The 14,256-nt window shown below is 54.8% G+C and carries 15 protein-coding genes; 12 read left to right on the top strand and 3 right to left on the bottom strand.

Annotated elements, in window-relative coordinates; all coding sequences use genetic code 11:
* The first annotated feature begins 8 nt into the window (after positions 1 to 8).
* The 10 genes from ABYP39_RS00585 (at position 9) to ABYP39_RS00630 (ending at position 9,284) form a co-directional block, all read left to right on the top strand.
* Positions 9 to 524, top strand: a complete 516-nt coding sequence (locus ABYP39_RS00585; RefSeq protein ID WP_372748979.1) for a Zn-ribbon domain-containing OB-fold protein — start codon at positions 9 to 11, stop codon at positions 522 to 524.
* Entirely contained in the window at positions 517 to 1,575 is a 1,059-nt protein-coding gene (locus ABYP39_RS00590) for a thiolase domain-containing protein (protein ID WP_372748978.1), read from the top strand. Before ABYP39_RS00585 ends, ABYP39_RS00590 begins: the two co-directional genes overlap by 8 nt.
* Positions 1,575 to 2,738 (top strand): thiolase domain-containing protein, encoded by a 1,164-nt coding sequence (locus ABYP39_RS00595; protein WP_372748977.1) that lies wholly within the window; start codon positions 1,575 to 1,577, stop codon positions 2,736 to 2,738. Before ABYP39_RS00590 ends, ABYP39_RS00595 begins: the two co-directional genes overlap by 1 nt.
* Before the next feature lie 60 nt (positions 2,739 to 2,798).
* The gene (locus ABYP39_RS00600; protein WP_372780755.1) at positions 2,799 to 4,421 is read left to right on the top strand and encodes an acyl-CoA synthetase; all 1,623 of its coding nucleotides are present in this window, start codon (positions 2,799 to 2,801) and stop codon (positions 4,419 to 4,421) included.
* A gap of 85 nt (positions 4,422 to 4,506) precedes the next feature.
* A complete protein-coding gene (locus ABYP39_RS00605) occupies positions 4,507 to 5,325 on the top strand; it encodes a crotonase/enoyl-CoA hydratase family protein (protein WP_372758237.1) in 819 nt (272 codons plus the stop codon).
* A gap of 151 nt (positions 5,326 to 5,476) precedes the next feature.
* Positions 5,477 to 6,616, top strand: a complete 1,140-nt coding sequence (locus ABYP39_RS00610) for a CaiB/BaiF CoA transferase family protein (protein ID WP_372780756.1) — start codon at positions 5,477 to 5,479, stop codon at positions 6,614 to 6,616.
* A complete protein-coding gene (locus ABYP39_RS00615) occupies positions 6,609 to 7,313 on the top strand; it encodes a nitroreductase (protein ID WP_372780757.1) in 705 nt (234 codons plus the stop codon). Before ABYP39_RS00610 ends, ABYP39_RS00615 begins: the two co-directional genes overlap by 8 nt.
* 17 nt (positions 7,314 to 7,330) lie before the next feature.
* Positions 7,331 to 8,104, top strand: coding sequence for an enoyl-CoA hydratase/isomerase family protein (locus ABYP39_RS00620; protein WP_372747990.1), 774 nt, complete (start codon positions 7,331 to 7,333; stop codon positions 8,102 to 8,104).
* Between the two features lie 2 nt (positions 8,105 to 8,106).
* The gene (locus ABYP39_RS00625; RefSeq protein ID WP_372747989.1) at positions 8,107 to 8,691 is read left to right on the top strand and encodes a phosphoribosyltransferase; all 585 of its coding nucleotides are present in this window, start codon (positions 8,107 to 8,109) and stop codon (positions 8,689 to 8,691) included.
* The gene (locus tag ABYP39_RS00630; protein ID WP_372780758.1) at positions 8,691 to 9,284 is read left to right on the top strand and encodes a SprT-like domain-containing protein; all 594 of its coding nucleotides are present in this window, start codon (positions 8,691 to 8,693) and stop codon (positions 9,282 to 9,284) included. The genes ABYP39_RS00625 and ABYP39_RS00630 overlap by 1 nt, the downstream gene beginning before the upstream one ends.
* A 53-nt stretch (positions 9,285 to 9,337) precedes the next feature.
* On the opposite strand, the gene ABYP39_RS00635 is transcribed toward ABYP39_RS00630, so the two are convergent.
* The 3 genes from ABYP39_RS00635 to ABYP39_RS00645 form a co-directional block, all read right to left on the bottom strand.
* Entirely contained in the window at positions 9,338 to 10,477 is a 1,140-nt protein-coding gene (locus ABYP39_RS00635) for an acyl-CoA dehydrogenase family protein (RefSeq protein ID WP_372763978.1), read from the bottom strand.
* A 24-nt stretch (positions 10,478 to 10,501) separates the two neighbouring features.
* Complete coding sequence (locus ABYP39_RS00640; RefSeq protein ID WP_372747986.1) at positions 10,502 to 11,689, bottom strand: acyl-CoA dehydrogenase family protein; 1,188 nt, start codon at positions 11,687 to 11,689, stop codon at positions 10,502 to 10,504.
* 183 nt (positions 11,690 to 11,872) lie between these two features.
* Positions 11,873 to 12,424: a hypothetical protein gene (locus tag ABYP39_RS00645; RefSeq protein ID WP_372763977.1), complete on the bottom strand. Its 552-nt coding sequence runs from the start codon at positions 12,422 to 12,424 to the stop codon at positions 11,873 to 11,875.
* A gap of 140 nt (positions 12,425 to 12,564) precedes the next feature.
* On the opposite strand from ABYP39_RS00645, the gene ABYP39_RS00650 reads away from it, so the two are divergent.
* Both ABYP39_RS00650 and ABYP39_RS00655 read left to right on the top strand, forming a co-directional pair.
* Entirely contained in the window at positions 12,565 to 13,314 is a 750-nt protein-coding gene (locus ABYP39_RS00650) for an SDR family NAD(P)-dependent oxidoreductase (protein WP_372747984.1), read from the top strand.
* A 126-nt stretch (positions 13,315 to 13,440) separates the two neighbouring features.
* The coding region (locus tag ABYP39_RS00655; RefSeq protein WP_372780759.1) for an FGGY family carbohydrate kinase at positions 13,441 to 14,256 on the top strand (816 nt) is incomplete at its 3' end.

Raw genomic sequence — 14,256 nt, forward strand, 5'->3', positions numbered from 1 at the left:
AGACTGCCATGAGTGACGCAAACAAAGAGGCGCTGGAGCCGATCACCGGCATCGAATCGCCCGTTTATCTCGACTACAACTTTACCGCCGGCGCGGCGACAGCCCGCTACCTATCCAAGGTCAAAGAGGGCAAGCTTGTAGGGCAACGTTGCCCATCCTGTCGCAATGTCTATATCCCGCCGCGCGGCGCCTGTGCTGCCTGTGGTGTGGCCACGACAGAGGAAGTAGAACTGTCAAACAAGGCAACGGTACAGTCCTTTACCATCGTGCACATACCTATCCCTGGTAACCCCATCAAACCGCCCTATGTTATCGCCAACCTGATACCTGACGGCGCAAACATTTCTTTCCTGCATCTGCTGAGTGAGTGCAAGAACGAAGACGTGCGTATCGGTATGCGAGTAGAGGCCCAGTGGAAAGATCCCAGCGAGTGGACTTTCGCGATGGAAAACATCAAATACTACACGCCGATCGACGAGCCTGATGTACCGGCGGAAGAAATTGGGAGACTGAAAGATGCGTGATATAGCCATTGTCTCTTTTGTTCAGTCGGACTGTGTGCGTGATGCCGGTGCCCTGAACGAAGTGGAACTGATCATGCCGGTTATCCGCAAAGTGCTGGATAACGTGGGCATTCAAAGCGCCCAAGACGTGGACTTTACTTGTTCTGGTTCCTGTGACTACCTGCAGGGTGCCGCCTTTGCCTTCGTGCTGGGTGTGGATGCACTGGGTGCGGTTCCACCGATCAAGGAATCTCATGTTGAAATGGATGCGGCCTGGGCTCTGTACGAAGCAGTGCTGAAAATTCGTATGGGCCAGGCTGATTCTGCCCTGCTTTATGGGTTCGGAAAATCATCTCCCGGTGAGCTGCCAATTGTATTGTCGCAGCAACTCGATCCCTATTACCTGTCTCCGCTTTGGCTGGATACGGTCAGCAGCGCGGCCCTGCAGGCGCGCGCCATGCTCGACAACGGCGATATCACTGAAGCTGACATGGCCGAAGTGGTTGCACGCTCGCGCAAAAACGCCAAATCCAACCCCCACGCCCAACTTAAGGGTGATGTGAGTGTGGATGAACTGCTGGCGGAGCCGACCTATCTGTCTCCCCTGCGCATGCATGACTGCTGTCCGATTTCCGACGGTGCCAGTGCCATGGTTATCGCGACGGTTGAAAAAGCGAAGGAGTGGGGCAAGCCCTACGCCGTGCTGAAGGGTATCGATCATCGTATCGAGTCCCATCACTTTGGTGCCCGAGACCTGACCAAATCTGTATCCACCGAGATTGCCGCCAAGGCAGCTGGTGTGGCCAACGGCCCGGTTGAGGTCGCAGAGCTCTACGCTCCCTTCAGTCACCAGGAAATCATCTTGAAGAAAGCGTTGGGATTGGGTGATGACACCGTGATCAATCCGTCCGGTGGTGTCCTTGCGGGCAACCAGATGATGGCCTCTGGCCTGTCACGGGTTGGTGAAGTGGCCAATCGTATCATCAAGGGTGAAATCAAACGCGGCGTAGCGCATGCGACCTCAGGTCACGCGCTGCAACAGAACCTGGTCGCGGTATTGGAGGGAGAGTAATGGCTGAATTAGCTGCAGTCGTCGGTATTGGCCAGACCAAGTACCAGACCAAACACAAAACAGTATCCATTGCCGGATTGGTGCGCGATGCGGCCCTCAAGGCCTTGCAGGATGCGGAACTGACTTGGGACGATATCGACGCGGTTATCGTCGGTAAAGCGCCAGATATGTTTGAAGGCATGATCATGCCTGAGTTGTATCTGACCGACGCGCTAGGCTGTAACGGCAAGCCGATGTTGCGGGTTCACACCGCGGGTTCGGTGGGTGGTTCAACTGCCATCGTCGCTGCATCCTATGTGCAAAGTGGCATGTTTAAGCGCATTCTCACGGTGACCTATGAGAAACAGTCTGAGTCCAACGCCATGTGGGCCTTGTCAAACGCACAGCCGTTTTCGGTTCACCTGAACGCCGGTGCCGGAGGCTTCTTTGCGCCGATTATTCGCGAATACATGCGTCGTACCAACGCGCCGAGCGATGCCGGTATCAAAGTGGCGGTGAAGGATCGTCTGCACGGCGCCCGCAACCCGCTGGCGCATTTGCAACTGCCTAATATCACTATGAAGGAAGTCGAAGACAGCCCCATGCTGTGGGAGCCGCTGCGCTTCTTGGAGTCTTGTCCGTCTTCTGACGGCGCTTGTGCGCTGGTGATTTCAAACGAAGAGCTGGCTAAACAGTCACCGAAAAAACCGGCTTGGATTCGCGGTACTGCAATGCGCTCCGAGCCAACCATGTATGCCGGCCGCGAGGAAGTTAGTCCGCAGGCGGGTATTGATTGTGCCAAGGATGTTTATGCTCAGGCAGGCATTACCAATCCGCGCAAGGATCTGGACTGTGCAGAAGTCTATGTGCCGTTCTCTTGGTACGAACCCATGTGGCTGGAAAACCTCGGCTTTGCCGAAAAAGGTGAAGGCTGGAAGCTAACCATGGAAGGGGCGACCTCGTTGGATGAAAATGGCGACATCCCCTGGAACTGCTCGGGTGGTGTACTATCCAGTAACCCCATCGGCGCCTCCGGTATGATTCGCTTTGCCGAAGCGGCGCGGCAGGTGCGCGGCGACGCCGGCGATCATCAGGTCGACGGTGCCAAGCTTGCATTGGGCCACGCCTACGGCGGAGGTGCGCAATTCTTTGCCATGTGGGTTGTCGGATCAGAAAAAGCGTAGATATAACGCTCCATCAACCGGCCACGCATGTGGCCGGTGTCAGTTAACGGGAAGGGAAAAATGCAATTCAATCTGGCAGATATGTTTGAAGTGGTGGCGGACAAGGTGCCCGAGCGCGAGGCCTTGGTTTGCGGCGATCACCGCACGACGTTTGGTGAGTTGGACAAGCGCGCGAACCGCATGGCGCATTACCTGAAGTCGCAGGGCGTGAAGTCCGGCGATCATGTGGGTCTTTACATGTATAACTGCAATGAATACATGGAAGCGATGCTGGCTTGCTTCAAAATTCGTGCAGTGCCCATCAACGTCAACTACCGTTACGTCAAAGATGAATTGCTTTATATCTTCGACAATGCCGACATGGTGGCGTGTGTTCACCACCGTGAATTTGCGCCGCATATTGCGGAAATCCGCAGCGCAGCACCGGACCTGAAGACTTTTGTCGCTGTTGATGACGACAGTGGTGCCGACCTGAATACCATCGCAGCCGTTGAATACGAATCGGCAATGGCTGATCAGAGCGATGCGCGCGATTTCGAAGAGCGCTCGGGCGATGACTACTTCATTCTCTATACTGGCGGCACTACCGGTATGCCAAAAGGTGTGATGTGGCCGCACAAGAATGTCTTTTTTGCGGCGATGGGCGGTGGCGGGCACTTCTCGCCCAATGGTCCATGCGAAACACCACAAGACATTGCTACCCGCGTAGCCGAAAACCCATTGTGTGGTATTGCGCTGGCGCCGCTGATGCATGGTGCGTCCTGGTGGTACGCGTGTATCCAACTTCTGGCGGGTAATAAGCTAGTCTTGAACGATCAGCACTCGCTTAATGGTGAGCACGTCTGGGACTTGTGTGAGCGCGAAAAAGTCAACGCGGTTCAGATTGTTGGCGACGCAATGGCAATTCCGCTGTTGGATGCGTTGGAAGCAAACCCGGGTCGCTGGGAACTGGGTACCATCTTTAATGTAGGGTCAGGCGGCGCGGTCTTCTCAGAAGCCAAGCAGGATGGGTTCCGTAAGCATTTCCCGAATGTCTTTATCACCAACAGTTTTGGCTCGTCTGAAGGCGGTCAGATGGGAATGGATAACGGTCAGAAAAAGTCGGAATCCGGCCTGGGTAATGTAACCCGCACCGAATACATGGACGTCATCATCGACGACGAAACGCCGCGCCGGCACGCTAAACCCGGCGAAACCGGCATTTTTGCCCGCTCTGGTTATATACCCAAGGGCTACTACAACGACCCTGAAAAAACGGCCAAAACCTTTGTCGAGGTTGACGGTAAAACCTGGTTGTTGACAGGCGACGCCGCAAAACTGGAGGAAGACACCTCCATCACAGTGTTTGGTCGTGGTTCGAACTGCATCAACAGTGGTGGTGAGAAAATCTTCCCGGAAGAAGTGGAAAACGCGCTGAAGGCCCACGAAGGTATTTTTGATGCCCTGGTTGTTGCCACGCCAGACGAGCGCTGGGGTAGCAAGGTAACGGCCGTTGTGCAGCTGCGTAGCGGTGTTAGCCTAACGCTTGAGGATGTGCAAGAGCACTGCCGCAAACATATTGCCGGCTATAAAGTGCCTCGCGCCATGCACGTGATTGCGAATATTCCCCGCGCGCCCAGCGGCAAGCCAGATTACAAGACGGCGAAAGCGTTTGCGCTCAGCGGCGAAGGCGCAGTGGCCTGATAGACGCTTAGGCGTATGCCTGTCATACGAATGCTTCGCGACCGGGCTTGCGCAAGACGTAATTGAATAACGATGGAGATTTCCAATGGCTGAACTCGATATCAGCACCAAAAACTGCATTATCGAACAGGAAGGCAAAACCCTGATTGTCACCCTGAACCGTCCGGAGGCAAAAAACGCCTTTAACCCGGAAATGTTGCTTGGAATGTACAAAGCCTGGCGTCGTCTGGACGAGGATGACTCACTGATGTGCGCCATCCTGACGGCTGTTGGCGATACCTTCTGTGCCGGTATGGATCTGAAAGCCGGGCCTGATGGCGACAATGGGGCGTCAGAAGAATTTATGAATCTGATGGGCACTGTACCGAATGTGCACTGGCAAGCTCTATTGCGTGACAATCGTCCAAGCAAACCCCTGATACTCGCTGTTGAAGGCTACGCATTGGCAGGCGGCACTGAGATTCTCGCGGGTACTGACTTGCGTATAGGTTCCGAAGATTCTATCTACGGCGTTACTGAGGTCGCGCGCGGTCTTTATCCGATGGCAGGTTCAAGTATCCGCTTGCCGCGTCAAATTCCGTATTGTCGTGCGGCCGAAATGGTGTTGTTGGGTCGTCACTGCACTGCCCAGGAAGCGTTGGAGTGGGGCTTGATCAATCGCATCGTACCCAAGGGGCAGGCGTTAGCAGAAGCCAAGAAAATGGCTGAAGAGCTGTGCAAAACTGGCCCGCTGGCGCTGAAAGCCATTACCCGCTCATTGCGCGAGCTGCAGACAGATATGGCGGAAGACGAGGCGATGCTGAAATCCGACGAGCTTGCCGGTCCGGTTTTCGCGTCGAAAGATGCGAAAGAGGGCATGCGTGCTTTCAAGGAAAAACGGCCGGCCAACTTTACCGGCGAATAACCCCCTGCGTTGTTGAACGTGAGCGCCTGTTTCGCGAGGAACGGGCGTTTTTTTTAGTTCGCTAAACCCTGGCTCACCGCAAGCGCGCTTTACCGGCTGTTCAGGTGTGGGCGACCGGCCAAGGAGTCAGCGATATAAGAGAGGATAAGCCATGTCTGGCCCACTAACGGGAATTCGTATCATTGAAATGGCTGGGATTGGCCCAGGACCTTTTGCCGGCATGCTGCTGGCAGATATGGGGGCAGATGTTATTCGTATCGATCGCGCGGCAGGCGCAGCGACGCCCTCTGATATTAGTGCGCGCGGGAAGCGCAGTATTGCACTTGACCTTAAAAAGCCGGAGGCGATCGATCTCGCCTTGACTCTGATTGCAGGCGCCGATGCACTGTTTGAAGGGTTTCGGCCAGGGGTAATGGAAAAGCTCGGGCTCGGGCCGGAAATATGCCTCGAGCGGAACCCGAAATTGGTCTACGGGCGGATGACTGGCTGGGGGCAGGAGGGCCCGCTGTCACACAGTGCTGGCCATGATATTAACTATATTGCCGTCACTGGAGCCCTCGCAGCCATTGGTCGCAAAGCAGGCGGTCCGGTGCCACCATTGAATCTGGTGGGTGACTACGGTGGCGGTTCGTTATACCTGATTATGGGGCTGTTAGCGGCGTTGCTTGAAGCCAGAACGTCGGGCAAAGGGCAGGTGGTTGACGCTGCCATTACCGATGGTGTGATATCGCTGATGGCTCCAACCCAGGCCTATATGGCCGGAGGCACCTGGAGCCTGGAGCGAGAAGACAACTGGCTGGACGGCGGTTCGCACTTTTACGATACCTATCAGTGCGCTGACGGCAAATATATTTCGATCGGTGCCATTGAGCCGCAGTTTTACGCGCTATTGGCGGAAAAACTGGAGCTGGACCTGGGGCAAGGTGGGTACTCGCACCTGTTTGAGAAGGATCAATGGCCACTGCTCAAGCAGCGCATAGCCGACAAGGTGAAGACCAAAACCCGCGATCAATGGTGTGGCATAATGGAGGGCACCGATGTGTGTTTTGCGCCGGTACTTGATGCAAACGAGGCGGTTCTCTACCCCCATAATCAGGCGCGCAAAAACTATGTCGAGATAGACGGCGTGACGCAATCAGCGCCGGCGCCACGGTTTTCGCGCACCCCCTCTTCGATACAGCGAGGGCCTTGTGCGGCAGGTGCAGATGCAGACAGCATTCTAGCTGAGGCCGGCCTTGGTCGAGGTGACATAGAATCTTATAAACAGGCAGGAGCCATTCGATATGAGTAAGGCGGCGACAGTCCCAAGTGAGACTTTTTCTGCAGCGCAATTTCAGGCGCTGGTTCGTGAGCGGCGCTCAGTGCGCGCTTTCCTCGAACAGCCAGTAGCAGACACTGTGTTGGCATCCGTATTTGAAACTGCCCAGCAGGCCCCGTCTAACTGTAATACTCAGCCCTGGATCGTGGCGGTGGTCAGCGGCGCTGCCAAGGAGCGCCTCAAAGCTAGAATCAGTAGTGATTTTGTGCAGGGTAAAATGACAATGGACTTTCCCTATGATGGGAAATACGAGGGTGTTTACAAAGAGCGTCAGTATGATGCCGCTAAGCAGCTCTACGACGCGCTGGGAATATCGCGTGAGGATAAGGCTGCCCGTGGAGAAGCGTTTTACCGCAATTTTGAGTTCTTTGGTGCACCACATGTGGCATTTCTGTTTTTGCCGGAACATTTTGGTATTCGCGAAGCGGCTGACCTGGGCATGTATGCCCAGAACCTGATGTTGAGCCTGTCAGCGCATGGATTGGCGAGCTGTCCGCAAACTGCGCTCAGCTTTTTTGCTGACCAGATCAGAGAAGAATTGGGCGTAGATTCAAGCAATAAACTGCTGTTTGGCATTTCCTTCGGCTACGAAGACCAGAATCACCCTGCGAATAACTGCGTTACCGGTCGGGCTGATCTGGCCGCGGCCGTAAACTTTATTAACGACTAGCCCGAGAACTACACCTTATGTCTGACACGATATTACAGCAATTGGATGAAGACGGCGTATTGCTGATTACCCTGAATCGTCCGGAAAAGAAGAATGCTTTTAACAAAGAACAATGGGTTGCCTTTCGCGAAGCCATCAATGCCGCGAAGGATAGCCCGAAGGTGGCCTGCGTGGTCATTACTGGTGCCGGTAAGGATTTCTCATCAGGTGTTGATCTAAATGATATGGCTAACGCTGATGGCGACAGTGAGCACCCCTTTGTCTCCAGCGCCCGTGCACTACTGGACTTTGACAAGCCATTGATTTGCGCAGCCAAGGGCGTTGCCGTAGGTGGCGGCGCAACCCTGTTGCTAAATGCTGATGTGGTCTATGTTGGTGACAGCCTGCGCATGCGTTTTCCTTTCGTTCAACTCGGGCTGGTGCCGGAGTGGGGCAGTAGCTATACCCTGCAGCAGGTGATTGGTGCGCGCCGTGCGGCCGAACTGATGTATACCGCTGAATGGATCAATGCAGATCGAGCCTGTGAAGTGGGTATTGCTACCGCGCAAGTCAGTGATGACGGCCTGCTTGACCAGGCGATGTGCAAGGCACGAGAAATTGCTCAGTGGCCGATCTCGTCGCTGGTTGCAACCAAGCGACTGATGCGGCAGGTGCATGTGAACAATGTGCATGCAGCTAATGATCGGGAGCAGGAGGAAATGATGCGGTTGGCCGGGTCGCCAGAAAATATCGAGTCGGTTATGGCGTTTCTGGAAAAGCGTCAGCCGGACTTCAAGCAGTTCCGGAAATAGGTATGAACAAGCATTTTATCAGTGCGCAGAGCCTGCTCGACGATGCCTACGAGCTGGCCGCGCGCGTTATCCAGAGTGATTTCCGACCAGACTGCATTATTGCTTTGTGGCGTGGCGGCACACCGGTGGGTGTGGCGGTGCAGGAGTTGTTTGAATACTGCGGCATAGCGGTGGATCATATCGCCATTCGAACCTCGCTCTACAGTGGAGTGGATCAGCGCGAGCGCCGGGTAAAGGTGCACAACCTTGACTACGTGTTTAACAATTTCACCACTGACAACAAGCTGTTAATTGTGGATGACGTATTTGATACTGGCTTGACGATCAAAGCAGTACTGGCTGAAATTCGCAATAATTTTGGCTCTGGGCAACACGGCGATATTCGAGTGGCTATGCCCTGGTTTAAACCCGCTCGAAATAAAACCGAACTCAAGCCTGACTATTATCTGCATGAAACCGATGACTGGTTGGTTTTTCCCCATGAGCTGTGTGATCTTAGCGACGAAGAGATCGCACAAAAAGGAGGGAAGGTCACTGCGGTTGTGCAGCGCCTGCGTCAGGACATGCCGAAAAAGCCACAGCTCTGATGGCCGCAGCAAACTACCGTGAGCCGCTCCCGGAAAAACTCCATGCCGATATTCGGCGAGCTTTTGATGAGGCTTATGCGCGAGCGGTAACTCATCTGCAATACCGCGATGGAAAACCTGAACTGTCTTTTGATCTACGCAGTGCACGCATGGCGGGCCGCGCAACTCCGCATAAAAACCTGATTGAAATCAACAAGGTGATATTCGCTAATAACGCCGAGTGGGATTTTGTCTACGACACGATTGCCCACGAAATGGCGCATATCGTTGCCAGCAGGATGTATCGTTCGCGAGGGCATGATAAGGCATGGAAGCAGGTGGCGTCGGCGCTGGGTGCAACACCGAAGGCCTCCGCAGCCTTTGATACGACGGGCGCAGAAGTACGCAAGCAGAGTAAGCGTAAGACATACCCGTTTGTCTGTCGGTGCCAGCAGTTTGAATTTGGTGCTCAGCGGTTTGCTAACTTTCTGAAGGGAAGTCGTTACCAGTGTCGCGCCTGTAAACACGAGATAAAGCCGGACGTAAAACAGACAGCGGCATTTGCCGATTTATCGTTTGCCAGGCGCGTAAAGTTGAAGGCGCGCAGTTTTTAGCATGCAATTTGTCGCACCCCTTCTTCTTAATTGAGAGAAGGGGTGCTCAGCGTTTAGTAACCGCTCAGACTGGCATAGCGGTCTCGATGGAAACCGCTGTCGCCTAATAACTGAATCGCCATCCGCGCACGCTTCAGAAAGAAGCCTATTTCCAGTTCATCGGTCACACCAATGCCGCCGTGCATTTGTACGGCTTCGTTGCTCACCAGATAATACAGATCATTGACGGTGGCTTTGGCAAAGCTGGCCATCTGGGGGAGGTCGGCGCGCTCGTCATCTATGGCAGTGAAAGCATCGAGTACCACGGATTTCGCTAGCTCAATTTCGGTGAACATATGTGCTGCGCGGTGTTTCAGGGCCTGAAACGATCCGATTTTTACGCCGAACTGTTCGCGTTCTTTCAGGTAGTCAACGGTGCGTTCAAAGCATTCCTGCAGACCACCCAGCATTTCGGCTGCCAGGCATATACGGCCACGATCAAGGGTCGGATCCAGAATATCCCAGCCCTTGTTCAGCTCACCCAGCAGCCGTGTTTTATGAACTTTTACGTCGCTGAAAACCAGTTCTGCAGTGGCGCGGCTGTCGGCCATCCAGCGCCGGGTCCGTGTCAGTCCAGGGGCGCTTCCGTCGACGATAAACAGGCTGATACCGTCGGTACTGCCGGCTTCTCCTGCGGTGCGGGCGGCGACGATAATCTGATCCGCCGTATGGCCGTCGACCACGGTTACTTTTGTGCCGGTCAGTACAAAGTCATTGCCGTCTGCATTGGCCTTCAGGGCAGTGTTGGCCGGCCGGTGATGACTGTTTTCATCAACGGCCAGTGCGAGGGTTTTTTCACCACTTGCGACGGCGGGCAGGAGGGTTTGCTTTTGCTCGTTAGTGCCGCCCAACACAATGGCTGAGGCACCGAGTACCACCGTGGAAAACAAAGGGGAGGCGGTTAGGGTGCGACCTGTCTCTTCGATGACAGCCCCCAATCCCATATAGCCAAAGTCGAGGCCGTCGTACTCTTCTGGCAGGACCATGCTGGCCCAGCCCAGTTCGACCATTTGTTTCCACAGCGCGCTGTCGTAACCGGTTTCGTTTTTCTCGTCGCGAAGCTTGCGCAGGGCGGATACGGGTGCGCTGCTATTGAGAAATTCCTTGGCAGTGTCTTTGAGTAGACGCTGTTCTTCATTCAGTACCAGAGGCATTGTTTTAACTCCTGCTGTCTGCGCTTAGTCGGGCAGACCCAATACGCGTTTGGCGATAATGTTCAACTGTACTTCCGAGCTGCCGCCGGCGATGGACAGGGCTTTGGAAAATAGCCAGCCGCGTGTGGCAAGCAATTCATCCGAGTTAAAGCCTTCGCCTTCCCAGCCCAAGCCTTGAGTGCCCAGCATGGCCAGCAGGGTTTCTTCCCGTTCTTTGGTGCACTCAGTGCCTACGTATTTCATGATCATAGGTATGTTGCCTTCCCCGGCACCGCTCATCTTTTCTTCGAAGGAGCGGAAATGGGTGAGCCCCAGAGCCCGGTATTTCATTTCGTGCTTAACCAATTGTTCGCGCAAGGCGGCGTTGGCCACTTTTCCGCTGGCATCTGTGCCCACGTAATCCAGAGCTGCCTGCACTGGCGTCAATTGGGTGCCGGCCGGCGTTTCCTGTTCGGACATCAGCTTGCGCTCGTGCTTGAGCAGAGCTTTAGCCACTGACCAGCCTTTATTCAGTTCGCCGACGAGGTTTTCTTTGGGAACCTTCACATTATCGAAGAAAGTCTGGCAGAACTCCGACTCACCACTGATAAGTTCTATCGGTGTGGCGCTGACCCCATCGCTTTCCATGTCGATCAGGAGAAAGCTGATGCCTTCCTGCTTTTTTACGTTGGGGTCAGTGCGTACCAGGCAGAAAATCCAGTCGGATTTGTCGGCGTTGGTGGTCCAGATCTTGGTGCCATTCACCAGAAAGTGGTCGCCCTTGTCTTCCGCCTTGCACTGCAGGCTGGCTAGATCAGAGCCTGCACCCGGCTCGGAATAGCCCTGACACCAGCGAATCTCGCCGCGAACAATTTTGGGAATATGTTCCTGCTTCTGTTCCTCGTTGCCGTATTCGAGCAGGGCAGGACCCAACATCCAGATGCCGATATCCAGCAGGGGGGTGCGGCAGCCGAGCTTTTTCATCTCGTCTTTGAGCACTTTGGCTTCGGCGTCGCTCAAGCCGCCGCCGCCATACTCTTTTGGCCAATCGGGTACGGTCCAACCCTTATCGCGCATCCGCTCGAACCAGATTTTGGCATCTTGGCTGGGAAAGGTCTGATTGCGTCCGGCCCATACCTGTTCTTCACGGCTGGCCGGTTTACGTTGGGATTCCGGGCAGTTGGCTTCAAGCCACTCGCGGACTTCCTGGCGGAAGGATTCGAGCGTGTCCATTGGGGATCTCCTACTGGGATCGCCCCGCCGACTACATTTTTAAAGCTCAGGGAATCAATACCTTGAGGAAAAAAGAAGGCGCGGGCCGATCGTATGCCATCATCACAAATTCAATGCTGAAAGCTTAGCGGAGCGGCCCTTAAACTCAAGGGTGAATCAAGGCAGCTTTATTGGCAATTTCGGTCAGTACACGGTCATGAGATGGGAGCCGAGCCCGGCGCCCCAATGGCTCACCTGCTGCCTTAGGCCGTTCCAGGCCAGAGAAGTGGCTGTGGTGTGGCGGTAGTGTTCGCTGTCGAGTGCGAGCTCCGCGTCACATTGTGCCATGAGTTGCTCGCCAGACACACTGTCGCGCAGGCGCGTGTGTAGGTGGAGTTGGCCAGTATCGGTTGTCAGATCTTCAACATTGATACTGAGGCTGGCTACGGCATCGCCAGGTGCGTTGGCGCTGCGCCAGCCGAGACGCTCGAGCCACTCCTGTTCGATCGCGCTACGAATAAGTTTGCGCAGCGTGCCTTGTTCCTGATGGCTGAGTGATTCGGGATTGTTAAAGGAGATATCTTCAATCCATACAAATCGGTAAGAGTCAAAAGCCGTACTGTCCGTTATATAGAGGGAGGCTGCCGGTATTTCGCGTGCGCCCGGAAAAGCGCAGTGCGGGGTTGCTGCCATAACGGCTGCAGGCATGAGCAACGCGGCGCTGAGTGCCAGGGTAAGACGCATGGACAGGGACATTGGGCTCTCCTTTATTTGGTTTTTGTTATCGCCAGCGCAAAAGTACAAGAGATTAAACTCAGCATGGTTGACCCGCTTCACAGCGAGGGGCATGGTGATCACGTTTTTTTGGTAGTTATTCACAATCTGGAGAAGGCTTGATGAAACGATTTGATGGCAAGGTGATTTTGGTGACTGGTGCGGCGTCGGGAATTGGCGAAGCTGCTGCCTATCGTCTTGCTGAAGAAGGTGGCAAGGTTTTCTGCACGGATATCAATGAAGAAGCGCTAAGCGCAGTCGCTGAAAGAATCAGGGCGCAGGGTGGGGAAGCGATTGCCCATCGCCTCGATATCAGCTCAGAAACAGACGTGAATAACTGCGTGGCCGAATGCATTTGTGCCTACGGTCAGCTGGATACGGTGGTCAATATGGCGGGCGTGTTACGCTTTGATAACTGCCATGAGCTTGCGCTGGCGGATTGGCAACGGGTTATTGATGTCAACCTGACCGGCACGTTTCTACTGTGTAAGGCGACGTTGCCGGAATTGCTCAAAACCAAAGGTAATATTGTGAATGCCGCCTCGACTGCTTCGCTCAGTGGTCTGCCTTGGGGCACGGCTTACGGGGCTAGTAAAGGTGCGGTGTTGTCGATGACGCGCACAATTGCGGTGGAGTATGCCAAGCGTGGTGTGCGCGCGAACTGTGTTTGCCCTGGTGATATTTCGACCAATATGGCAGCAAATGTCACCTTCCCGGCAGATGCCGATATGGCCTTACTGGGAAGAATCAGTTCGCTTACCGGGCCTAAAGAACCCAAGGTAGTGGCGGGTGTCATTGCCATGCTGGCATCTGAAGATGGGGCGCATATTACCGGTGAGCATATCCGAGTAGACGGCGGAACCCTGTCCTGAGCTAACGTTTTCGCTGTCGGGCAGGTACGGTGTGTTTCCGAGCAGACCGCGCCTGTTGGTCAGTGTCTCCCGTCGCCCGCGCAATAGTGCTATCGTTCGGTTATCAATACCGCACGGATAACAACAATGACTGACTACCTGCTGGCTATCGACCAGGGCACAACCAGCTCACGCGCTATCGTTTTTGATAAACAGGGTGCCATCTGTGGCTTGGGGCAGCAGGAGTTTGCCCAGCATTTTCCCGCAGATGGCTGGGTTGAGCACGAGCTGGAAGATATCTGGGCGTCAACGCTCGCGGTTTGCCGTCAGGCACTGGCGGCGGCGGGCATTGAGGCGCGGCAGATCGCGTCCATCGGTATCACTAACCAGCGAGAAACCACAGCATTGTGGGAGCGCGATACCGGCAAACCCTTGGGGCGGGCGATTGTCTGGCAGGATCGTCGCACCGCAGCTCAATGCGAGCGTTTGCGCGCAGAGGGTGTGGAAGCGATGGTGTCGCGACGTACAGGTCTATTGCTCGATCCGTATTTCTCTGGCACCAAATTGGGCTGGATGCTGGATAATATTCCCGGCGCCAGAGAAAAGGCGGAACGCGGGCTATTGGCTTTTGGTACGATCGACACTTTCCTGTTGTGGCGTCTCACGGGGGGGAAAGTTCACGCAACCGACGCCACCAACGCATCGCGTACGCTGTTATACAACATCCATCGACACTGCTGGGATGATGAGCTGCTGTCGTTGCTGAATATTCCTGCCGCAGTGTTGCCTGAAGTTAAAAACTCCGCCGACGATTTCGGTACTACCAGCCCGGAATTATTTGGCGCCGCAATTTCGGTGGGGGCATTAATTGGTGACCAGCAGGCGGCGACGGTTGGTCAGGCCTGCTTTGCGCCGGGCATGGTGAAGAGCACCTACGGCACGGGCTGCTTTGTGATGCTCAAT

Source organism: Litorivivens sp., assembly GCF_041625495.1.
Lineage (GTDB): Bacteria > Pseudomonadota > Gammaproteobacteria > Pseudomonadales > Spongiibacteraceae > Litorivivens.